Raw genomic sequence first — 21,308 nt, 5'->3', positions numbered from 1 at the left:
GATCGCGGCCGCCGCTGCCGGACCCGTCATCCTGAGGAGCGCGAAGCGCGTCTCGAAGGATGAACGGCCCCGCTGGTGGCGTCGCCCTTCGAGACGGCCGCTGCGCGGCCTCCTCAGGGTGACGGTCTGAGAGAATGAGAGCCTCCAAGGCATGCAACGAACGTCACCGGAATCCAGTTGACTCTTGTCCGCTTCTGATTCGACTCGGCCACCCCTGGAACTTAAGGAATTCAGTCCGCATATCCTGTGCTTGTGGAGCCCTCTCAAACTTGATCTAGTGCCGCCGCCGTCAGCCTACCCGAGATGTTGCGGTGAACGTATCAGGTCCCAAATCGAGTCAGCGATTCGGCCGCGATTCGTTCTAGAGTCGTTCCAGAGCTTAAGGTAGGCGCGGAAAGCGTCGCATTGTGAGACAGATTTTGTGAAAGGACGCGTGAAGGAGTGAAGACCAGAGCGTCAATCCCTCACCGTCACCCTGAGGAGGCCGTGCAGCGGCCGTCTCGAAGGGCGACGGCCCTGCTGTCTCATCAAGATCGCCGCAAACGGGTCGATCTCGGCCGTGCATCCTTCGAGACGCGCTGACGCGCTCCTTGCAGGTACAACGGCGAATTCGCCGTTGTACCGGGGATGACGGATCAGAGAGCGCCCCAACAAATTCAAGAAACACCTGCAAAATATGGCTTTCTCAACTTCGTTCGGAAATGACCGCGTGCCCGGTGCAGGCGTCACCGCGGTGCTCGGGCCGACCAACACCGGCAAGACGCATCTGGCCATCGAGCGCATGCTGGCGCATTCGTCGGGCCTGATCGGGCTGCCGCTGCGGCTCTTGGCGCGCGAGGTCTACAACAAGATCGCGGATCGTGCCGGCGTCGATAACGTCGCGCTGGTCACGGGCGAGGAGAAGATCAAGCCGAAGGCGCCGCGCTTCTGGGTCTCGACCGTGGAAGCGATGCCGCGCGATCTCGATGTGTCCTTTCTCGCGGTCGACGAGATCCAGATCGCGGCCGATCTCGAGCGCGGGCATGTATTCACCGATCGCATCCTCAACCGCCGCGGCCGCGACGAGACGCTGCTGCTGGGCGCTGCGACCATGCGGCCAATGATCGAACGGCTGCTGCCGGGCGCGTCGATCATCACGCGGCCGCGGCTCTCGCAACTCGAATTCGCCGGCGACCGCAAGATCACGCGGCAGCCGCGCAGAACGGCAATCGTCGCGTTCTCGGCCGACGAAGTCTACGCGATCGCCGAATTGATCCGCCGTCAGCATGGCGGCGCGGCCGTGGTGCTGGGCTCGCTGTCGCCCCGCACGCGCAATGCGCAGGTCGCGATGTTCCAGAACGGCGACGTCGATTACCTCGTCGCCACCGACGCGGTCGGCATGGGGCTCAATCTCGACGTCGATCACGTCGCCTTCGCTTCCGACCGCAAATATGACGGCTATCAGTTCCGCCGCCTGACGCCGGCCGAATTCGCGCAGATCGCGGGCCGTGCCGGCCGCGCCACGCGCAACGGCACCTTCGGCACCACCGGGCGCTGCGCGCCGTTCGAGCCCGAGCTCGTCAACGCGCTGCAGAACCACACCTTCGATGCCGTCAAGGTGCTGCAATGGCGCAACGCGAAGTTGGACTTCGCCTCGCTCGGCGCGTTGCAGGTGTCGCTGGCGCTGTCGCCCAATCATGAGGCACTGACGCGGGCCCCGGTGGCCGAGGATCTGCGCGTGCTCGAGCATGTTGCGCGCGACGCCGAGGTGCGCAATCTCGCGCATGGGGCGGCCGCGGTGGAGCGGCTGTGGGAGGCCTGCCAGGTTCCAGACTACCGAAAGCTGTCGCCGGCCGCCCATGCCGAACTCGTGACCACGCTGTATGGCTTCCTGATGCAAAAGGGGCGTATCCCTGACGCATGGTTTGCCGCCCAGGTCGACCAGGCCAACCGGACCGACGGCGATATCGACACGCTATCGGGCCGGATCGCGCAGATCAGGACCTGGACCTTTGTTGCCAACCGGCCGGACTGGCTCTACGACCCGGACCACTGGCAGGGGATCACGCGCGAGCTCGAAAATAAATTATCCGATGCGCTGCATGAACGGCTCACGGAGCGTTTCGTTGACAGGCGGACCAGTGTATTGATGCGCCGCCTGCGGGAGAACTCAGTTTTGAATACGGAAATTGGCAAGACCGGTGAAGTGATCGTGGAAGGCCACGTGATCGGCCGGCTCGATGGTTTCACCTTCGCACCTGATGCGGCCGAGGCCGGCAGCGACGCCAAGGCGCTGCAAGCCGCCGCCCAGCAGGTGCTGGCGCGCGAGATCGATGCGCGCGCCGAGAAACTGGGCGCCGCCCCCGACGAGCAGTTCGTGCTGACCTCCGACGGCACCATCCGCTGGACCGGCGATGCGGTGGCCAAGCTGGTGGCCGCCGAGGACGCGCTGCATCCGCGGCTGCGCATCATCTCCGACGAGCGGCTGACCGGCGCCTCGCGCGAAGCGGTGCAGACCCGGCTCGATCTCTGGCTCAAGACGCATATCGAAAAGCTGCTCGGGCCGCTGTTCGAACTGTCCAAGGCCGAGGATCTGCAGGGCATCGCCCGCGGCATCGCCTTCCAGCTGGTCGAGGCGCTCGGCGTGCTCGAACGCGCGAGGATCGCGGCCGAGATGAAGGATCTCGACCAGCCCTCGCGTGCGGCCCTGCGCAAATACGGCGTGCGGTTCGGCGCCTACCACATCTATTTCCCGCAGCTCTTGAAGCCCGCGGCGCGCTCGCTGGCCTCGCTGCTGTGGGCCGAGAAGCAGAGCAATGCCGACATGGCGGCGCTGTCGAATGTGCAGCATCTCGCCTCCAGCGGCCGCACCTCGTTCCCGGTCGATAAGGCGTTGCCGCGCGATGCCTATCGCGTGCTCGGCTATCGCCAGTGCGGCGAGCGCGCGGTGCGCGTCGACATCCTGGAGCGGCTCGCCGACCTGATCCGCCCCGCTTTGGCCTGGCGCGAGACCTCGCCGGGCGAGAAGCCTGCGGGTGCGTTCGACGGCCGCGGCTTTGTCGTGACGCAGGCGATGACCTCGCTGACCGGCTCTGCGGGCGAGGATTTTGCCTCGATCCTGCGCGCGCTCGGCTACCGCATGGACCGCCGTCCGCCGCTGCCGCCGAAGCCCGTCGAGGCCGCGCCGGCCGAGGCCACGGAGGCCGTCGCCGAGACCACGGAGACCGTGGCCGAGACCACCGAGACGGTCGCCGCCGAGACGCCGCCGGTCGAGGCGACCTCTGACGCCGCCGTGGATGCGCCGGTCGGTGCCACCGCCGAGGTTGTGGCCGAAGCGCCGGAGGCTGTCACGGATCAGCCGGTGTCCGGCGATCCCGCACCATCGGCCGCGCTGCTGCCCGATGTCGGCTTTGCCGAGGTGGTGTCCAGCGAGGCGACGCCGGTCGTCGTCGAGACCAAGCCCGAGCCCGTGGCAGAAGTTGCCGCGGAGCCCGCCGCTGTCGCCGAAGAGCCCGCTGCTGAGGCGCCCGCTGCGGAAGCGGTACCCGAGCCCGCGCCTGCCGTGGAAGCCACTGCAGAGACACCCTCCGAGACCGCCACAGAGGTCCCCGCGGAGACCGCGAGTGCCGAGGCAGCACCGGCTGAAGCCGCTGCCGCCGCCGCGGAGACGCCGGCCGAGCCGCAACTGGTCGAAGTTTGGCGTCCCGGTGGCCGCTCCGACGAGCGCCGTCCGCATCATCGCGGCCACGATCGCAACCGCGGCCGTCACCAGGGCAAGCCCGCCGAGGGCGCGCAGGCCGCTGAAGGCGGCGGCGAGGGCGACAGCAAGCGCGAACAGCATCGCCGTCCGCGCCGTCACCAGGATTTCCGCGCGCCGCGTCCAGGCGCGCCCGCGGATCCGGCCGCGGCGCCCGCCGAGGGCGCGCAGGCCCGCGACAACAGGGACGACAAGGGCCAGCGCCGCGAGCGCTTCGAAGGCAAGGGTCGCGATCGCGACAATGAGCGTCGCCGCGACAACAAGTTCGGCGGCGACCGCAAGGGCGAGCGCGGCGATCGTGATCGCGGCGGCCGCGATTTCAGCAAGGGCGGCCGCGACAAGCGCGAGGGCGGCCCGTCGCATCGGCCCTACGCCTCGAGCGCGCCGCGCGAGCGCGACCGGCCGATCGATCCGAATTCGCCATTCGCCAAGCTCGCTGCCCTGAAAGAGCAGCTCGCAGGCCGGAAGGAATAGTCCAACCCTTGGTTTAACGCTTGGTCTAGTTTGGATCGACAGCGCCTCGACAAATGGCTGTGGCATGCGCGCCTGGTGAAGGCCCGCACCAGCGCCGCTGAACTCGTCGTATCGGGGCATGTCCGGATCAACGGCACGCGCGAGAAATCGCCGGGCCATGCGGTGAAGGCGGGTGATGTCGTCACCGTCGCGCTCGACAACAGCGTCTGCGTGCTCAAGGTGATCGGCTTTGCCGAGCGGCGCGGCGATGCCAGCTCGGCGCGGGTGCTGTACGAGGATTTGCAGGCCGGCAATTTGCAGGCCGGTAAGGAGTAGTTATCTAGCGCTTGCTATCTCAATTTGGGTGGCAGGAGCGTGAGAATACTGGCGTTTTTCGAGGGCCGCTTCCCTTGCGGCCCCGGTATTCCTGCGCTACGCAACCCCAGAAAAATCGATCGTTCCGGAGTTTTGGATGACCTACGTCGTCACTGAAGCCTGCATCAAGTGCAAATATACCGACTGCGTCGAGGTCTGCCCCGTCGATTGCTTCTACGAGGGCGAGAACATGCTGGTCATCCATCCCGACGAATGCATCGATTGCGGCGTGTGCGAGCCGGAATGCCCGGCGGACGCCATCAAGCCGGACACCGAGCCGGGCCTGGAAAAGTGGCTCGAGGTCAACCGCGACTACGCCAAGAGCTGGCCCAACATCACCCAGAAGAAGGACTCGCCGGAAGACGCCAAGGAGTGGGAAGGCAAGGAAGGCAAGTTCGAGAAATATTTTTCTCCGAATCCCGGCAGCGGCGACTGATTCGCCGGGAATACCGTGGTAAGGTCGGACTCTGGTCCGCCGCGGCCCTCCGTTCTGCCGCCGATTTAACCCTAATGACGGACATATGACCTGAACGGCCCCTGTTATGCCCGGAATCGGGCGTAAACCATTGATTTTTGCGGAAAATGTGCTATATCTGACACATTACAGGCCAAGAACCCCCTGCCATGCGTACCTTGTGGCTTCGAGGTTCCCGCAAACTCGAACAGGGGCGTGGCAGTTTCCGCGCGCAGGCTGTGTCACAGAAAACGCGTAAAAAGAGTGCTTCAAAGACGACGAAAAAAGCCGCTGTCGTTGCTCGCAGCGCAACCAAGGGCCGTGCCAAGGCGTCCGTGAAGGGGGCCAAGAAGGCGGCGGCTGCAAAGTCCTCAAAGAACAAAAGAAGCGTGATGCCAGAAAAGACTGCCAAGACTGCCGCGAAAGCGGCAGCTGCGAAGCCCGCTGCTGCCAAGGTCGCCCCCAAGCCTGCCGCGACCAAGACGGCTGCTGCGCCGAAGCCGGCCGCCCCGAAGGCTGCCGTCCCCGCCGCTGCTCCGAAGGCCGCCGCCAAGCCGGCCGCCGCGCCGCGCGTCGAGGAGCCGAAGAAGGTCGTGACCCAGCGCCAGGGCTTCAAGGCCAATGAATTCGTGGTCTATCCCGCTCACGGCGTCGGCCAGATCCTGGCGATCGAGGAGCAGGAGATCGCGGGCGCCAAGCTCGAGCTGTTCGTGATCAATTTCATGAAGGACAAGATGACGCTGCGCGTCCCGACGGCGAAGGTCGCCAATGTCGGCATGCGCAAGCTGTCGGAGCCGGCGCTGGTCAAGAAGGCGCTGGAGACGCTGAAGGGCCGCGCCCGCGTCAAGCGCACCATGTGGTCGCGCCGCGCCCAGGAATACGAAGCGAAGATCAACTCGGGCGACATCGTCGCGATCGCCGAGGTGGTCCGCGACCTCTATCGTTCGGAATCGCAGCCCGAGCAGTCCTATAGCGAACGCCAGCTCTATGAAGCGGCGCTCGACCGTCTGTCGCGCGAGATCGCGGTCGTGCAGCACTCGACCGAGACCGAGGCGATCAAGGAGATCGAAGGCCAGCTCGCCAAGAGCCCGCGCCGCGGCGCCAAGGCAGAAGCCGAGGGTGAAGGCGAGGGCGATGCCGACGGCGAGGATGCCGATACCGATGGCGACGATACCGCCGTCGAGGACGAAGCCGCCTGAAGGGTTCGACGGATTGAAAACAAAAGCCCGGTCGCAAGACCGGGCTTTTTGCTTTGGCGGCGTGTCCGTCCCTTGTGGGAGAGGTCGGATTGCATGGCAAATGCAATCCGGGTGAGGGTGCAGGCTCTCCGCAAGTTGCAGCCCCTCGACCGCGATCTTCGCCCGGGCAGATCGATATTCCAAACTGTCCGCGCCGCTGGACTCTTGGACCAGCGGCACTCGTTGCCGACTTATCCCGAAACGGAACGCCGGTAACTTTCGCGCGTTCGCTCGCCAATGAGGAGAGCGGACCATGACATCAAAGGCAGGCATTTTTTTCGCAGGCGTTGGAACAACTTTTATTATCCTAGGCGCTGGGTTCGGTGGTGGACTGTTCATGGCGAATTCGGCGCTTAAGGATTCTGCCGGCGCCCCCGCGCGCGTCTCTTCGCCAGCGCCTGCGGAACCAGCGCGCGTTATCCTGCCATCCACGGCAGAAGCCGCGCAGCCACCGCAGCCTGCCACCCAACGAGAGCCCGCCACGCCAGACGCAGCCTCACCGCCGCAGCCGCCACTGGAGCCGGTCAAGGACGTACAAGCGCCTGTCGAGAAGCAGGCGGACGTGGCGGACACGAGAAAATCTGACATTGCAGAAAAGGAGCGGCGTAAGCGCTACGCCGAACGCAAGGCGAAGCGCGTCGCGACCGAGCAGGCGAGGCGTCAACAGCGGCGCATCGAACAAGGCGAGCAACGCCGCGAAGCTCCGGTGCTCTTGGAGCAGGCGCGACGCCACGAAGTGCCGATCATGGCGTCTGAAGACGATGACTCCCCGCCGCGTCCGTTCGCGAATTTCTTCAGGAATGACTGAGCGCATCGCTTTAGTGAAGGAGCCGAGGAACAGTCCGCAATCGAGGGACGTTAGTGCTGATACAGAAGGCCCGTTCGTCTGATGGCTAACGAAAATTCCATTGCTTCAACTGCCAGTTCTGAACAACGCATAGAGCAGGCGTCAGAGGCGATCCGTCAGATGGCTGAGCGCGGCGTATTCGAACCTTTGCCGCAGCAAGATCGGTGGCTGCATCACTTGAGTGAAGCGACCAGGGCGGCTCCGCTTCAATCGCTTGCCGTTGCATTCTTGCTGGGGGTCTTCCTGGCTCGGCGGTAGCCCGTCGGCTACGCCGTTGATGCTGCCGCGCCGCGTGCTCAATACGAGCGCTGCTTGATGCCCCAGCGGCGGTTCTCGGAGGTCACGATCCATAGATTGCGGTGACGGCTGGCAATCGATCCGTCGGCGCGGTCGCGGCTGTATTCGACCAGCAGATGCACCTTGCGCGGCCCGACCAGCACCGGCTCCTTGCGCTGATAGGTGCTCTTCGTCCATCCCGTGGTGCGCGCCAGATCGTTGAAGAACGACGGCGGCAGCTGGCCCGGGCCATCCCAGATCACGAGCTGCTCGCCGGACAGGATGACGTGCGGGAAGTGCAGCAGCGCGTCCATGCCGGCGAGATCGCGAGCGTTGAAGCGGTCGGTGAAATCGTCGATGCAGCGGATCGCCGCCGCGATCATGGCCGCGTCGTCGGCGTCATCCGTGCTGGGCTGGAAGAGGTTGTCGGCACTGCTCGGCCGCTGCTATACATCCGCGGCGAAGCGAACGGCAACGGCGTGGCGGATCCGTAGCATGGATGAAGCGCAGCTTGACCGCGGATGGTTCGATCCCGGATTGCGGTTCGCTCCATCCGGGCTACGCAGCTCCATCCGGGCTACGCTAGCCTGTGCTACTTCACCCGCTGCTTCTCGAGCTTGCGCGCCAATGTCCGGCGGTGCATGCCGAGTCGGCGGGCGGCTTCGGAGATGTTGAAATCGGTCTCCATCAGGGTCTGGTGGATGCGCTCCCATTCCAGCGTCTTGATCGACGTCGGCCGCGCACCGACCTCGATGGCGGCATTGCCTTGCGCTTTGAGGAACGCGGCCTCGATGTCATCGGTGTTCGACGGCTTGGCCAGATAGTGGCAGGCGCCGAGCTTGATCGCCTCGACCGCGGTTGCGATGCTGGCAAAGCCGGTCAGCACGACGATCAGCATCTCAGGATCATGCGTGTGCAACGCCTCGACGCAGGCAAGGCCCGATGCACCGCCGGCGAGCTTCAGGTCGACGACCGCATAGCCGGGCGATTGCTGCTCGAGCAGCTGGCGGACCTCGTCGAGCGAGGCCGACACCGCCACATCATAGCCGCGGCGCTCGAACGAGCGCTTCAATGTGCGGGCGAAACCCGCATCGTCCTCGACGATCAGGAGCTGGCGTTCATCCGTCAAGATGGTCTCCGATCGCGAGCGTCGAGAGCGGCAGCTCGAGCCTGACCGCGGCGCCGATGTCCGGCCGGTTGCGCGCCGTCACCACGCCGCCCAGCTTGCGCACCACGTTGACCACCAGGAACAGGCCGAGGCCGCTGCCGGGGCTGCCCTTGGTCGATTGATACGGCTTGCCGATATGCGCCAGCATCTCGCGCGAGAAGCCCGGGCCGCGATCGGTCACCGACAGCACCAGCGTGTCGGCATTGCGCTCGGCGGTCAGCTCGATCCAGTCGCGCGACACCTCGGCGGCGTTGTCGAGCACGTTGAAGATCGCCTGCTTGAGCGCGATGTCGGATACGATCGCGAGATCAGCGCCGAAGGCGTTGCGGAAATACAGCGTGGCCGAGGGCCGCGTCGTCCGCCATTCCTCCACCAATGCCGTCAGGAACGCCGTGACCGTGGTCGGCGAGGAGCCTTCGCCGCGGGCTTCGCCCGCCGAGAGCAGGATGCCTGTGACGATCGACTTGCAGCGCTGCACCGAGATCTCCATCTCGCCGAGGTCTTGCGACATTTCAGGATCGGAGGTGAGCGCGGGCATCCGGCGCCAGTCGCCGAGGATGACCGAGAGCGAGGCGAGCGGCGTGCCCAGCTCATGCGCGGCGCCGGAGGCCAGGAGGCCGATCCGGACGATGTGATCCTGCTCGGCGGCGTGCTGGCGCAGCGCCGCGAGACGCAGGTCGCGATCGCGCAGATTGCGGTTGATCCGGGTCATGAACACCACGAGCAGCACGGCGTCGAGCACGAGGCCGATGAAGGTGCCGGCGATATAGAGGTTGAAGGCATCGGCGAAGCCTTGCTGCGGCAGCTCCAGCGGCCGGTAATAGCTGGTCAGCCAGGCGAAGTTCATGCAGACCAGCGCCACCAGCGACCAGGTCGAGGGCGCGTCGAGCAGCACCGCGCCAAGCGTCACCTGCAGCAGATAGAGCGAGGTGAACGGGTTGGTGGCGCCGCCGCTGAGATAGAGCAGGGCGGTCAGCGCCGCCACGTCGAGCGCCAGCGCGACCAGCAGCTCGCGATTGTTGATGTCGGCGCGGTAGCGCAGCCACAGCAGGCTGACGACATTGAGTGCCACCAGCCCGGAGATCACGGCCGCCAAGGGCAGCAGCGGCAGCGCGACGCCCATCCAGAACTGCACGAAGCCGATGGTGGCGATCTGGCCAATCACGGCGATCCAGCGCAGCTGGACCAGGAGGGCCATGTTCTTGCGATTGGTCGCGATGTCGGCGGGCGCTGCGAGGTCGAACGGCATGCCGGCGGCCGCGCCCGCGGCGGACGGCGTCACCGCCGCGCCGGTCGCGGCCTTGTCGTCATGCAGATCCGATGTGCGCTCGAGCATCTGGGCCTGTGTCGCGAGACAGATTGCGGGCTGCGCCGATCAAGCGGCGCACGGCGGCGCGCCGTGAGCCCCACCTTGGATCGGAGGCGCCGGCGCGGCTCCTGCCGCTGATGACGCGCAGGAGCGCGCCCGCCAGCATAAGGGCCAGTGTGAACCATGTCAGCGCGTAAATCAGGTGGTTGTTCGGAAACCGCACGATCGTGAGCCCGCCGATTGGGTAGCCGCCCGGATTTGGCGTCGCATCGGCGTCGATGAAGAAGGGGGCTACATGCGACAGTCCGTGCGCGGCGGCGATGGCGGCGACGTCGCGGGAATACCAGCGGCCGGCCGAAGCATCGTTGCTGCGCAGGAAGCCGCCCTTCGGCTCCGACATCCGCAGCAGTCCGGTGACGCTGACGGCGCCCTGCGGCTCGCCATCGCGCCGTGTCGCGGGATCGCGTTTATCAGCGGGAACAAAGCCGCGGTTGACCAGCACGGTGGTTCCGTCGGCGGCTTGCAGCGGGGTCAGTACCCAGAAGCCGGGACCTTCGGCCGTGACGGCCTGCACCAGCGTCTCATCGGCGTTGAGGAACGTGCCGCGTACGGTGACGCGTCGGTATTCATCGCTCGCGGCCGTGACCGCCGGCCATGACGATGGGGGCGGCGGCGCGACCAGCGCGGCATGCATGCGCTGCTCGACCCGCTCGATCAGCGCCAGCTTCCAGGCCCGGCGTTCGATCTGCCAGATACCGAGCGCGCTCAGCAGCATCACGCCCAGCATGCCGAGCGTGAGCAGCACAAGCGGGGGCCTGGCAGACCGCATCGTCACGGCATCTGGCTCATGTCGTGCAGCGGCATCATATTGACGTTGAGGTGATGCATGACCCACAGCGAGCCGGTCAGCGCGATCACCACCATGACCACGGTGAAGATCATCGCCATCATTGTCCAGCCGTTCTCGGACCGCGTGTTCATGTGCAGGAAGTACACCATGTGAACGACGATCTGCACCGCGGCGAGCACCAGCACGATCAGCGCGGTGACCTGCTTGTCGGCGATCGCGCCGGTCATCACCAGCCAGAACGGCACCGCGGTGAGGACGACGGAGAGACCGAAGCCGATCAGATAGCTCTGCAGCGAGCCGTGAGCCGCGCCGCCGTGATCGCCATGTCCGTGGCTGGCATTGGCTTCGAGCGTATGAGCTTTGGCGGGAGCGTTTGTTGTCATCGCAGCATTCCCAGGAGATAGACGAAGGTGAAGACGCCGATCCAGACCACGTCGAGGAAGTGCCAGAACATCGAGAGGCACATCAGCCGGCGCCGGTTGGCTTCGGTGAGGCCGAAGCGCGCGGTCTGCACCATCAGCGTCACCAGCCAGACCAGGCCGAAAGTGACGTGCAGGCCGTGGGTGCCGACCAGGGTGAAGAATGACGACAGGAAGGCGCTGCGCTGGGGCGTCGCGCCCTCGTGGATCATATGCGCGAACTCGGTGAGCTCGATGCCGAGGAAGGCGAGGCCGAACAGCCCGGTGATGGCGAGCCAGGCTTGCGTCGCGCCGATCCTCGATTTCTCCATCGTCAGCATGGCGAAGCCATAGGTGATCGAGGAGAGCAGCAGCATCGTGGTGTTGAGCGCGACCAGCTTGAGGTCGAACAGGTCCTTCGGCGATGGGCCGGCGGCATAGTTGCCGCCGAGCACGCCATAGGTCGCAAACAGCATCGCGAAGATGAGGCAATCGCTCATCAGGTAGATCCAGAAGCCCAGCATGGTGCTGGCGCCTTCCGGATGATCGTGCTCGTCCACAACGTGAAAGATCGGCTCGGAGTCCTGGGTGGAGACGGTTGTTGCTACGCTCATGTCTGGGCTCCCGCGGCGAGCACGCGTGTTCGCGCGTCTTCAGTCCGCACCACCTCATCCGTCGGGATGTGGAAGTCGCGGTGATAGTTGAAGGTGTGGCCAATCGCGACCGCGAGCAGCGCAACGAAGCTGACGGCGGCGAGCCACCAGATGTACCAGATCAGGCCGAACCCCATCACCGTCGCAAGTCCGGCGAGGATGATGCCGGTGCCGGTGTTGGACGGCATGTGGATCGGCTTGAAGCCGGTCAGCGGGCGCCTGTAGCCGCGGCGCTTCATGTCCCACCAGGCGTCGTTGTCGTAGACCACGGGCGTGAAGGCGAAGTTGTAGTCCGGCGGCGGCGACGAGGTCGCCCATTCCAGCGTCCGCGCGTTCCAGGGATCGCCGGTGGTGTCCTTCAGCTGCTCGCGGCGCAGAATGCTGACCGCGAACTGCACCAGCATCGCGACGATGCCGAGCAGGATCAGGAACGCGCCGAAGCCCGCGATGATGAACCAGATCTGCAGGGACGGATCGTCGAACACGCGGAGCCTTCGGGTCACGCCCATCAGGCCAAGCACGTAGAGCGGCATGAAGGCGAAGTAGAAGCCCGAGACCCAGAACCAGAACGACAGCTTGCCCCAGAACGGATCGAGCCTGAAGCCGAACGCCTTCGGGAACCAGTAGTTGATGCCGGCGAACAGGCCGAACAGCACGCCGCCGATGATCACGTTGTGGAAATGCGCGATCAGGAACAGGCTGTTATGCAGCACGAAGTCGGCCGGCGGCACCGCGAGCAGCACGCCGGTCATGCCGCCGATCACGAAGGTCAGCATGAATGCCACCGTCCACATCATCGGCAGCTCGAAGCGGATGCGGCCGCGATACATCGTGAACAGCCAGTTGAACATCTTCGCGCCCGTCGGGATCGAGATGATCATGGTGGTGATGCCGAAGAACGAGTTCACGCTGGCGCCGGAGCCCATCGTGAAGAAGTGGTGCAGCCAGACCAGGTAGGACAGGATGGTGATGACGACGGTGGCGTAGACCATCGAGGTGTAGCCGAACAGCCGCTTGCCGGAAAACGTCGCGGTCACCTCGGAGAAGATGCCGAACGCCGGCAGCACCAGGATGTAGACCTCGGGGTGGCCCCAGATCCAGATCAGGTTCACGTACATCATCGGGTTGCCGCCGAAGTCGTTCGTGAAGAAGTTGGTGCCGACGTAACGATCGAGCGACAGCAGCGCCAGCACCGCCGTCAGCACCGGGAAGGAGGCGACGATCAGGACGTTGGTGCAGAGCGAGGTCCAGGTGAACACCGGCATCTTCATCATCGTCATGCCCGGCGCGCGCAGCTTGACGATGGTGCAGATCAGGTTGATGCCCGACAGCGTCGTGCCGACGCCGGCGACCTGTAGTCCCCATATGTAATAGTCGACGCCGACATCGGGACTGTAGCCGATGTTCGACAGCGGCGGGTAGGCGAGCCAGCCGGTGCGGGCGAATTCGCCGACGAACAGCGACATCATCACCAGCACGGCGCCGCCGACCGTCATCCAGAAGCTGAAATTGTTGAGGAACGGGAAGGAGACGTCGCGGGCGCCGATCTGCAGCGGCACCACGTAGTTCATCAGGCCGGTGACCAGCGGCATCGCCACGAAGAAGATCATGATCACGCCGTGCGCGGTGAAGATCTGGTCGTAATGATGGGCCGGGAGGTAACCGTCGGAGCCGCCAAAGGCGATCGCCTGCTGCAGCCGCATCATCAGCGCGTCCGCGAAGCCGCGCAGCAGCATCACGATGCCGAGGATCATGTACATGATGCCGATGCGCTTGTGGTCCACGGTGGTGAACCACTCGCGCCACAGATAGGTCCAGAGCCGGAAATAGGTGACGATCGCAAACAGCGCGAGGCCGCCGGTCGCCACCACCGCGAAGGTGCCGACCAGGATCGGCTCGTGGATCGGCAGCGCCTCCAGATTGAGGCGGCCGAAGATCATCTTGACGAGATCGGGATTCATGCGGTCCTCCTCAGGACTCTGATTTCGGACGCTGACCGAGCAGCAAGGATGTCGACGAGGGATGCGCGGGCGAGAACGGCGGGCGCTTCAGCCCGAAGCCGCGCAGCGGCGTCAGGTCGAGCGGCGCGGTAATCTCGTGCGACGGCGCGTCCTTGATCTCGTCCATCGAACAGATGCCGGCGACGAAGGTCGGCTCAGAGCCGAGCGGCGCACCGCGGCGGGCGTATTTGTCGTAGGTCAGCGGCAGTGTGTTGTTGAAGCCTTCGCGGCCGAGGCCGCCCTTGGCGTCGATCGCCATCATCTCGCTCATGCACATCTTGCCGGGCTCGACGCACATGTTGAGGACCGCCTTGTAGAGATCGCGGTCGACCGAGCGGTAGAGCCGCACCGGATCGTTCTGGCTCGGACGCTCGAGCTGCAGATAGTCGGTGCGGCCGAGCATATTGGCGCTGGTCTTGGCGGTGGCGATCCACTTGTCGAAGTCGGCGCCAGACAGGCTCTTGAAGTCGAAGTGCATGCCGGAGAAGCCGGCGCCGCTGTAATTGGCCGAGAAGCCGCGATAGGTGCCTTCCTTGTTGGCGACCGCGTGCAGCTTGGTCTCCATGCCGGGCATGGCGTAGATCTGGCCGGCAAGCGCGGGGATGTAGAACGAGTTCATCACGGAGGACGCCGTGATGCGGAAGCGGATCGGGCGGTCGACCGGAGCTGCGAGCTCGTTGACGGCGGCGACGCCGTAGTCCGGGTAGATGAACAGCCACTTCCAGTCGAGCGCGACCACCTCGATATTGAGCGGGGCGTCCTTGCTCTCGATCGGCTTGTCGGCGGCGATGCGGCCGAGCGAGCGGTAGGGATCGAGCAGATGGGTGCCCATCCAGGTCAGCGCGCCGAGGCAAATGATGATCAGCAGCGGCGCCGACCAGATCACGAGCTCGAGCTGGGTGGAGTGATCCCACTCCGGCTCGTAGGGGGCCGCGGTGTTGGACTGGCGGTAGCGCCAGGCGAAGAACACGGTCAGCGCCATCACCGGAAGCACGATGATGAGCATCAGCACGGTCGAGATGACGACGAGGTCGCGCTGCTGGGCGGCGATGTCGCCGGCAGGGGCCAGGACGACGAAATCGCACCCGCCAAGGAGCGCCGCGAACGGCAATAAGGCCAATAATTTCAAGGCGCGCACGGCTCACCCCACTTGAATTTTATGAGTTCCGCCAAGGGGTAGCTGCGATGCAGCAAAGTTCACATTGGACAATTTGTCCAATGTTGCACTGCGGGATGGAAGGTCAGAAGGTGAGGTGGACCGCGTGGCAATCTGCCCGTGGCCTCACTTCTCGTTTGAGCACGGTCTGTTCGGAAAACCGTTTGATCGTGCTCCAAAGGACGGTTCTCCGGCGATGGCACAAGCCCCAGCAATGGCTCACGGCACCCCGACCGCATCGGGTCACGGGCAGGCGAAACCCGGCGAAATCGCCATCGGCGTCATCATCGGACGCACGTCGGAATTCTTCGATTTCTTCGTCTATGCGATCGCCTCGGTCATCGTGTTCCCGAAGCTGGTGTTCCCGTTCGTCAATGAGCTGACCGGCACGCTCTATTCGTTCGGCATCTTCGCGCTGGCCTTCGCCGCGCGGCCACTCGGCACCGTCATCTTCATGGCGGTCGACCGCCGCCACGGCAAGGGCGCCAAGCTCGTCATCGCGCTGTTCCTGCTCGGCACCGCCACGGTCGCGCTCGCCTTCCTGCCCGGCTACGACACGATCGGCGTCGCGGCGATCTGGCTGTTGGCCGCCGCGCGCGTGCTGCAGGGTATCGCCTGGGGCGGCGCCTGGGACGGCCTTGCCTCGCTGCTGGCGATGAATTCGCCGGCGCATCGCCGCGGCTGGTACGCGATGGTGCCGCAGCTCGGCGCGCCGCTCGGGCTGATCGTGGCCAGCGCGCTGTTCGCCTTCTTCGCCGGCAACCTCTCGGCGGATGATTTCTTCGACTGGGGCTGGCGCTATCCGTTCTTCGTCGCCTTCGCGATCAACGTGGTGGCGCTGTTCGCGCGGCTGCGCATGGTGGCGACGGATGAATATTCCGAGCTGTTCGAAAGCCGCGATCTGGAGCCGGCGCGGGTCGGCGAGACCATCGCGCAGGAGGGCCGCAACATCCTGCTCGGCGCCTTCGCGCCGCTGGCGAGCTTTGCGCTGTTCCACATGGTCACGGTGTTTCCGCTGTCCTGGGTGTTCCTGTTCACCAAGGAAAGCCCGGTGCGCTTCCTGATCATCGAGATGATCGGCGCCATGGTCGGCGTGGTCGCGATCATCGCCTCCGGCATGATCGCCGACCGCGTCGGGCGCAAGCCGCTGCTGCTGGGCTCGGCGGTCGCGATCGCGGTGTATAGCGGCTTTGCCCCGCAGCTGCTCGATGCCGGGGCGTTCGGCGAAACGGTGTACATGGTGCTCGGCTTCGTACTGCTCGGCCTGTCGTTCGGCCAGTCGTCAGGCGCGATCGCCTCGAGCTTCGCGCGCAGCTATCGCTACACGGCCTCGGCGCTGACCTCGGATCTCGCCTGGCTGTTCGGCGCCGGCTTCGCGCCGCTCGCGGCGCTGCTGCTGGCGACGCATTTCGGCCTGATCTCGGCCGGCGCCTACCTGTTGTCGGGCGCGGTGTGGACGCTGCTGGCGCTGTGGCTGAGCGGATTGCGCGAAGCGGAGGGTTGAGCTCTTCTCCTTCCCCCTGAAAGGGGGAAGGTTGGGATGGGGGTCAGCCACAGGCTCCGCTGCAAGCGGAGAGAGCAGATCCCCACCCGCTTTGCTCTGGCGAGCAAAGCGACCTCCCCTTTTCAAGGGGAGGTGGGCTAGCGGAACAATCCGTCGACGCGAAACGAATAGCCCACGCCGACGATGTAGTTCGGTGAGTTGCGGTTGAGCCCGAACGCGACGTGGAAATCGACCTGCTGGGTCGGCGTGATCTGGTACAGGCCGCCGGAGTTGATGAGTTGGGTCGGCCGCGCACCATCGGGATAGTCGCCGACATATTCGGTGAACACGCTGATCCGCTCGGTCAATTTCTTCTCGATCACGAAGGTCGTTTCCGACACGTGCTGGCCGGTCAGCTCGGCCGGGCGGAAGAATTCCGTGAACATACCGCTGAGGCCCCAGCCGTCATGCAGCTCCCATGACCATGGCAGCTGGATGTAGGGCTGCGCGCCGCGCCCGGCGATTTCGGCCGCGCCGGTCGGCAGCGCGACACCGGCGGTGATCGACAGGTCGATCTTTCCCGGCACCGGGCTGATCTGCCATTTGATCCCCGGCGCGACGTCGGAAAAGCCCGAGGCGCCGGGCGACTTCACAGTGCCGACATAGCTCGGCAGGTCGACCAGCACTTCGAGGCAGGGCGCAATCCCGAGCCGCCAGCGGCTATTGCTGCCGTCGATGCTGCGGCCACTGCTGCGGCCGGTCAGGTTGATGCCGTTCTCGTTCTGCAAGCTCCCGACCGGCACGACGATACTCGAATTGGTGACGTCGGGCCGGTCGGTCGCGATTTCGTCGCCCGGCTTGGGACAGCCGTCCGCGCGCGCGGCGGTGGCTGCTGCGAGTGTGAGCGCAGCAAGCACGCACCCGAGTTCGGCAAGTCGAGCGACGGCGCCGAACCGATTCTGAAACACTGGGGATGCTCCAATAGCCCGGCGCCGCTGCGGAGGTGGCAGCTTTCGATAGAGATCGGCGGCGCGCGGGGAAATTCCCGGTTGGCTCAAAAATCTTCGTCAGTCGTCGGCGGCGCGAGCGCGCGGCATTTCAGGGAATAGAATGGCAGCATGGCTGCTCCTGTTGTGGTGGCAAACAGGAGACCCCGGGAATGACCATTCGTTCGATCGCAGGCGTGCTGGCGCCGCGGCAAGCCAAAATTGCCGCGATGGCGGCCATCGCGATTCTGCTCACCCTGAACAGCGCCCGTGCCGCGGGAGATGCGGCGCGCGGCGCCACGCTGTACCAGGGCTGCGGCGATTGCCACTCGATCGACAAGAACGACGTCGGCCCGATGCACAAGGGTGTCGTCGGCCGCCTCGCCGGCTCCGTCGCAGGCTACGACTACTCGCCGGCGCTGAAGAACTCGAAGATCGTGTGGACCGAGCAAAATCTCGACAAATGGCTCACCGGCCCGGACACGATGGTTCCGGGCACCAAAATGTTCTACGAGGTTCAGGATCCGAAGGATCGGGCCGACATCATTGCCTTCCTCAAGGAGAAGGCGAAGTAGTATTCCTAGTAGCCCGGATGGAGCGCAGCGTAATCCGGGACTTTCCTTCCACTGATACACGTCCCGGATTGCGCTTCGCTTCATCCGGGCTATGGGTCACGTTTTCTTGCTGCCTCAATCCACCACGATCTTGACGCGGTCGCGCGGCTTCACCTGGGCATGGGCGTCGAGGCCGTTGAGCACGCGGAAGCGCTCGGACGGGTGGTCGACGCCGGACATGCGGTGCGACAGCGATTCCACGGTGTCGCCGGGCTGCACGTTGATGACCTTGATGCGCAGCGGGCGCGCGGCCTGGATCTCGTCGAGCGTCAGGCGGCGGAACGAATTGACGGTCTCGCGCGCGTTGCGCTCGCTCTCGGTGGACTTCTGCTTGGCGGCGAAGATGAAGCGGTAGACGTCGCTGCCGAAGCGCAGCGCGTAGACCTTGAACTGCCACTGGTCGCCATGCGCGGTGGCCGACGCCGCCGGAAAGCCGTTGATGTTGAGGTCCTCGGTCGATGACTTCTCGACGCCTTCCATCCAGCCCGAATTCAGGTAATCGCCGAGCGACTGTTCGGCCGGCACCCGCACCACGTCGAAGCGCATCGCCTGGCTGCCGCCCTCGCGCACGCCGATCACCGCCTGCGCGGTGTTGTCGAGCGTGAAATTATCGGGCGCGGTGAAGGTGAAGCCGAGCTTGGGATGCAGGAAGCGGCGGCCGCGCACGAAGCCTTCACTGGGATCCTCGCCATAGACGATGTTGTCGATCGCGGCGAGATAGGTCTCGCGGTCGCGCTCGTTGCTCTCGGGCGATGAGTACTGCCGTGCGGTGGTCTGCGCGTTGTTGATGCGCTCGGGCGTCGCCGGATGCGACGAGGTGAAGTCCTGCGCGCGCGGATCGAGCGCGGTCTTGCCGATCTTGAGCGCGGCATTGCGTTCCATCGCGGTCAGGAAGCGCGCCGCGCCGTAGGGATCGAAATGCGCGCGCGCGGCGATCCCGACGCCGATGCCATCGGCCTCGAACTCCTGCTGGCGCGAGAAGCTCGCCATCGTCAGCTTGGTCTTGGCGAGCGCCAGCGCGGTGAGATCGGGATCGGTGCTCATGTCGGTGACGACGCGCGTCACCACCGCCGCCTGGCGGGCCTGGTCCTCGCGCATCGCCGCGTGCTTGGCCAGCACATGCGCCATCTCGTGGCTCAGCACCGAGGACAGCTCGGAGGTGTCGCTGGCGAGCGCAATCAGGCCGCGCGTGACATAGAGCTGGCCGGTCGGCAGCGCGAAGGCGTTGACCGCGCCGGAATTGAGGATGGTGACCTTGTAGGCCTGGTCGGGCCGTTCGGAGGCGGCGACCAGCCGCTCGACGGTCTTGCTGATCAGGGCCTCGAGCTTCGGGTCGTCATAGGCGCCGCCATAGGACGACAGGATGCGCTCATGCTCGCGTTCGCTCGTGGGCGTCTGCTGCACCGCGCGGTTCGGCTTTACCGGCGCCGCCGCTGCCGTGGGCGCGGCCTGCTCGAACCGGCCGACATTGCCGCAGGCCGACAGCGTCAGGGCGGCGCAGACGAGCGCCGGCGCAGCCAAAAGGCGGCGGCCAGTCCCCTCTTCACGCCGTCCTGCGCGCTCAATCACGTCAAAAACTCACAAATTGTCCCGTAAAAAGACCGGGGCAGGGCCCCTGGGTTTCTTGAGTCCCTTGGGCCTCTAGTTCCCGCCGAGCACTTCAAGCTGCCCCACTCGGAGCAGTTCGATTCGCGGCCCACGTCGTGCTTCCACCCAGCCTCGTACACGAATCTTACGATTTTCCAGAGACTTGGGCGCAAGCCCGGCCGCCTCGAACGCAGGGACTATGCGCCTTGAAATAGTCGCAGCAAAGTCCTGAGTCCAGTTTCGACCGAAATTCAGGTAGGTCGTCGCGCCCGCCTGACGCACGGACAAAACCCTGCCCTCGACCACTGTAAAACGCCCGATCCCGGTCAAAATATCGGCGGAACTTTCGGCGTTTTTTATGACGGTGGCCTCGGCCCAGGTTCCCGATCGGGCGGCCCTGGCCTCGGCCTCGGCCGCCATCAGCGCCGCCGCACAGTCCTTGTCGGCGACCTCGGATGACGCCACAGCGAGGCCCTGGCGCAGCAACTCGCTTTGCACGGGCTTCTCACTGCCTTCGAGGAATGCGTAGGCCGGCTGCCGGCCATAGCGGTCCGGCGTGTCGTCCTGTCCGCGCAGCGTCACCTCGCGGCCGACCAGCAGCGCCGTCAGTGCAGCGATGGTCTTCGCCTTGTCGGCCACCTCGATACCGGCGAGCTTGACCTCACGGCCGTCGTCGAGCCGCAGGCTGCGCGCATCGACGATGGCGGCGACGCGACCCTCGCCCTGAGTCTCGAAATTGCAGCCAGCCGCTTCGGCGCGTCCGATGCACGCGCCGATCGCGAGGACGCATGCTGTCATCACCCCCCGCGGACGGCGACGCCATGCTCTATCGCGTGGAGGTGTCATGCGGCACTCGTCACTTCGGCGCGCTCCGCTCGGATCGTGGTCGCCAACAAGGACAGTCTGACGGAAAGATCGCTTCAGAACTACCACAGCGAAGCGAAATCGCATTGAGGGATGCCATCGTTGATTCGGTGGTCAATTTTTCTGCGGCGCTTCTCATCGCGTGCACAGGCGAAATTGGTGTTTCACACCAATGCGTGCCTGTCGCGAGACGAACTCGTCTTCAGCACCCCTTGTCGTGACGAAAATTGCCGTCCGATCGTGCGTCGAGCGGCCCTCACACGCGTCAACCTTACCCATTCATGATCGCAACTCCGTGCGCGGAATGAGAATTCGTTATTGTTGCCAATGACTTGCGGCGCAAGGTAACTATTCGGCAATTTTTTGAAAGGCGACCGATTGCGGTCGCTCACGCATATTGCCGAGGTCCTTGTGTCGAATCCCGTTGTTCTGACGCTGACGACCAGCGATCCGCTCCACGATTATCTCCAGCTCTACAACGCGATCTCGGCGATCAGCGTCGGCGGTGGTCTGGCTGCGGCCAACACCGATTACGTCATCAACTTCTCGCTCTCGTCCGGCGCGCGCACGCTGCAATTGCTGGACGATCTGCCGGCCATCAATCTGATGAACGGCTCAACGCTGACCTTCGACGGCAACTCCGACTACAACAATCAGCTCGGCGGACAGGACTATAGCGACGTCATCGACGCGCGCGGCTACCAAGGCTTCGTCGTCACCTCAGGCACGGTGACGTTCAAGAACCTCACAATCGTCAACGCGGTTGCGAGCGGCGGCAATGGCGGGGTCGGCGGTGGCGGCGGCGGCGCGGGTCTCGGCGGCGGCCTGTTCGTCGGACAGAACGCCAACGTCACGCTGAAC

18 protein-coding genes and 1 pseudogene are annotated in these 21,308 nt (G+C 65.1%); 8 read left to right on the top strand and 11 right to left on the bottom strand.

Annotated features, from left to right (window positions below; all coding sequences use genetic code 11):
• Positions 1 to 676: 676 nt before the first annotated feature.
• The 5 genes from I6F38_RS31970 to I6F38_RS31950 all read left to right on the top strand — a co-directional run bounded on the left by I6F38_RS31970 (position 677) and on the right by I6F38_RS31950 (position 7,064).
• Positions 677 to 4,210 carry a helicase-related protein gene (locus I6F38_RS31970; RefSeq protein ID WP_225163214.1) on the top strand — a complete coding sequence of 1,178 codons (3,534 nt, stop codon included), beginning with the start codon at positions 677 to 679 and terminating at the stop codon, positions 4,208 to 4,210.
• A 30-nt stretch (positions 4,211 to 4,240) separates the two neighbouring features.
• A complete protein-coding gene (locus I6F38_RS31965; RefSeq protein WP_225163213.1) occupies positions 4,241 to 4,525 on the top strand; it encodes an RNA-binding S4 domain-containing protein in 285 nt (94 codons plus the stop codon).
• Positions 4,526 to 4,661: 136 nt separating this feature from the next.
• Complete coding sequence (gene fdxA / locus I6F38_RS31960; protein ID WP_016844914.1) at positions 4,662 to 5,000, top strand: ferredoxin FdxA; 339 nt, start codon at positions 4,662 to 4,664, stop codon at positions 4,998 to 5,000.
• Positions 5,001 to 5,410: 410 nt separating this feature from the next.
• Positions 5,411 to 6,217, top strand: a complete 807-nt coding sequence (locus I6F38_RS31955; protein WP_080686805.1) for a CarD family transcriptional regulator — start codon at positions 5,411 to 5,413, stop codon at positions 6,215 to 6,217.
• A gap of 292 nt (positions 6,218 to 6,509) precedes the next feature.
• Entirely contained in the window at positions 6,510 to 7,064 is a 555-nt protein-coding gene (locus I6F38_RS31950; protein WP_225163212.1) for a hypothetical protein, read from the top strand.
• 335 nt (positions 7,065 to 7,399) lie between these two features.
• Here the strand turns inward: I6F38_RS31950 and I6F38_RS31945 are convergent, their stop codons facing one another.
• The 8 genes from I6F38_RS31945 to cyoA form a co-directional block, all read right to left on the bottom strand.
• Positions 7,400 to 7,762 carry a hypothetical protein gene (locus tag I6F38_RS31945; protein WP_225163211.1) on the bottom strand — a complete coding sequence of 121 codons (363 nt, stop codon included), beginning with the start codon at positions 7,760 to 7,762 and terminating at the stop codon, positions 7,400 to 7,402.
• Between the two features lie 209 nt (positions 7,763 to 7,971).
• Positions 7,972 to 8,508 (bottom strand): response regulator transcription factor, encoded by a 537-nt coding sequence (locus tag I6F38_RS31940; RefSeq protein WP_057015515.1) that lies wholly within the window; start codon positions 8,506 to 8,508, stop codon positions 7,972 to 7,974.
• Positions 8,498 to 9,883 carry an ATP-binding protein gene (locus I6F38_RS31935; protein WP_225163210.1) on the bottom strand — a complete coding sequence of 462 codons (1,386 nt, stop codon included), beginning with the start codon at positions 9,881 to 9,883 and terminating at the stop codon, positions 8,498 to 8,500. Before I6F38_RS31935 ends, I6F38_RS31940 begins: the two co-directional genes overlap by 11 nt.
• Entirely contained in the window at positions 9,855 to 10,685 is an 831-nt protein-coding gene (locus tag I6F38_RS31930) for an SURF1 family protein (protein ID WP_225163237.1), read from the bottom strand. The genes I6F38_RS31935 and I6F38_RS31930 overlap by 29 nt, the downstream gene beginning before the upstream one ends.
• 2 nt (positions 10,686 to 10,687) lie before the next feature.
• Positions 10,688 to 11,089, bottom strand: a complete 402-nt coding sequence (gene cyoD, locus I6F38_RS31925; protein WP_225163209.1) for a cytochrome o ubiquinol oxidase subunit IV — start codon at positions 11,087 to 11,089, stop codon at positions 10,688 to 10,690.
• Positions 11,086 to 11,718, bottom strand: coding sequence for a cytochrome o ubiquinol oxidase subunit III (gene cyoC, locus I6F38_RS31920; RefSeq protein ID WP_225163208.1), 633 nt, complete (start codon positions 11,716 to 11,718; stop codon positions 11,086 to 11,088). Before cyoC ends, cyoD begins: the two co-directional genes overlap by 4 nt.
• Positions 11,715 to 13,718 (bottom strand): cytochrome o ubiquinol oxidase subunit I, encoded by a 2,004-nt coding sequence (gene cyoB / locus I6F38_RS31915; protein WP_225163207.1) that lies wholly within the window; start codon positions 13,716 to 13,718, stop codon positions 11,715 to 11,717. Before cyoB ends, cyoC begins: the two co-directional genes overlap by 4 nt.
• 10 nt (positions 13,719 to 13,728) lie before the next feature.
• Positions 13,729 to 14,895: a ubiquinol oxidase subunit II gene (cyoA, locus tag I6F38_RS31910; protein ID WP_225163206.1), complete on the bottom strand. Its 1,167-nt coding sequence runs from the start codon at positions 14,893 to 14,895 to the stop codon at positions 13,729 to 13,731.
• Between the two features lie 232 nt (positions 14,896 to 15,127).
• Between cyoA and I6F38_RS31905 the strand changes: the two genes are divergently transcribed.
• The gene (locus tag I6F38_RS31905; RefSeq protein ID WP_225163205.1) at positions 15,128 to 16,417 is read left to right on the top strand and encodes an MFS transporter; all 1,290 of its coding nucleotides are present in this window, start codon (positions 15,128 to 15,130) and stop codon (positions 16,415 to 16,417) included.
• Positions 16,418 to 16,554: 137 nt separating this feature from the next.
• Here I6F38_RS31905 and I6F38_RS31900 read toward each other — a convergent pair whose 3' ends face one another.
• Positions 16,555 to 17,364: a transporter gene (locus tag I6F38_RS31900; protein WP_225163204.1), complete on the bottom strand. Its 810-nt coding sequence runs from the start codon at positions 17,362 to 17,364 to the stop codon at positions 16,555 to 16,557.
• A gap of 191 nt (positions 17,365 to 17,555) precedes the next feature.
• Between I6F38_RS31900 and I6F38_RS31895 the strand changes: the two genes are divergently transcribed.
• Positions 17,556 to 17,957, top strand: coding sequence for a c-type cytochrome (locus I6F38_RS31895; RefSeq protein ID WP_225163203.1), 402 nt, complete (start codon positions 17,556 to 17,558; stop codon positions 17,955 to 17,957).
• A 114-nt stretch (positions 17,958 to 18,071) separates the two neighbouring features.
• On the opposite strand, the gene I6F38_RS31890 is transcribed toward I6F38_RS31895, so the two are convergent.
• Both I6F38_RS31890 and I6F38_RS31885 read right to left on the bottom strand, forming a co-directional pair.
• The gene (locus I6F38_RS31890; protein WP_225163202.1) at positions 18,072 to 19,565 is read right to left on the bottom strand and encodes a M48 family metalloprotease; all 1,494 of its coding nucleotides are present in this window, start codon (positions 19,563 to 19,565) and stop codon (positions 18,072 to 18,074) included.
• Between the two features lie 72 nt (positions 19,566 to 19,637).
• Positions 19,638 to 20,381, bottom strand: a complete 744-nt coding sequence (locus I6F38_RS31885) for a thermonuclease family protein (RefSeq protein ID WP_225163201.1) — start codon at positions 20,379 to 20,381, stop codon at positions 19,638 to 19,640.
• Between the two features lie 477 nt (positions 20,382 to 20,858).
• Between I6F38_RS31885 and I6F38_RS31880 the strand changes: the two are divergent.
• Positions 20,859 to 21,308: pseudogene (locus tag I6F38_RS31880) on the top strand (hypothetical protein); the annotation flags it as partial.

Source organism: Bradyrhizobium sp. BRP56, from assembly GCF_020194035.1.
Taxonomy (GTDB): Bacteria; Pseudomonadota; Alphaproteobacteria; order Rhizobiales; family Xanthobacteraceae; genus Bradyrhizobium; species Bradyrhizobium australafricanum.
Note: the sequence above shows the minus strand (reverse complement) of the source record. Positions and strands in the feature narration are given on the sequence as shown.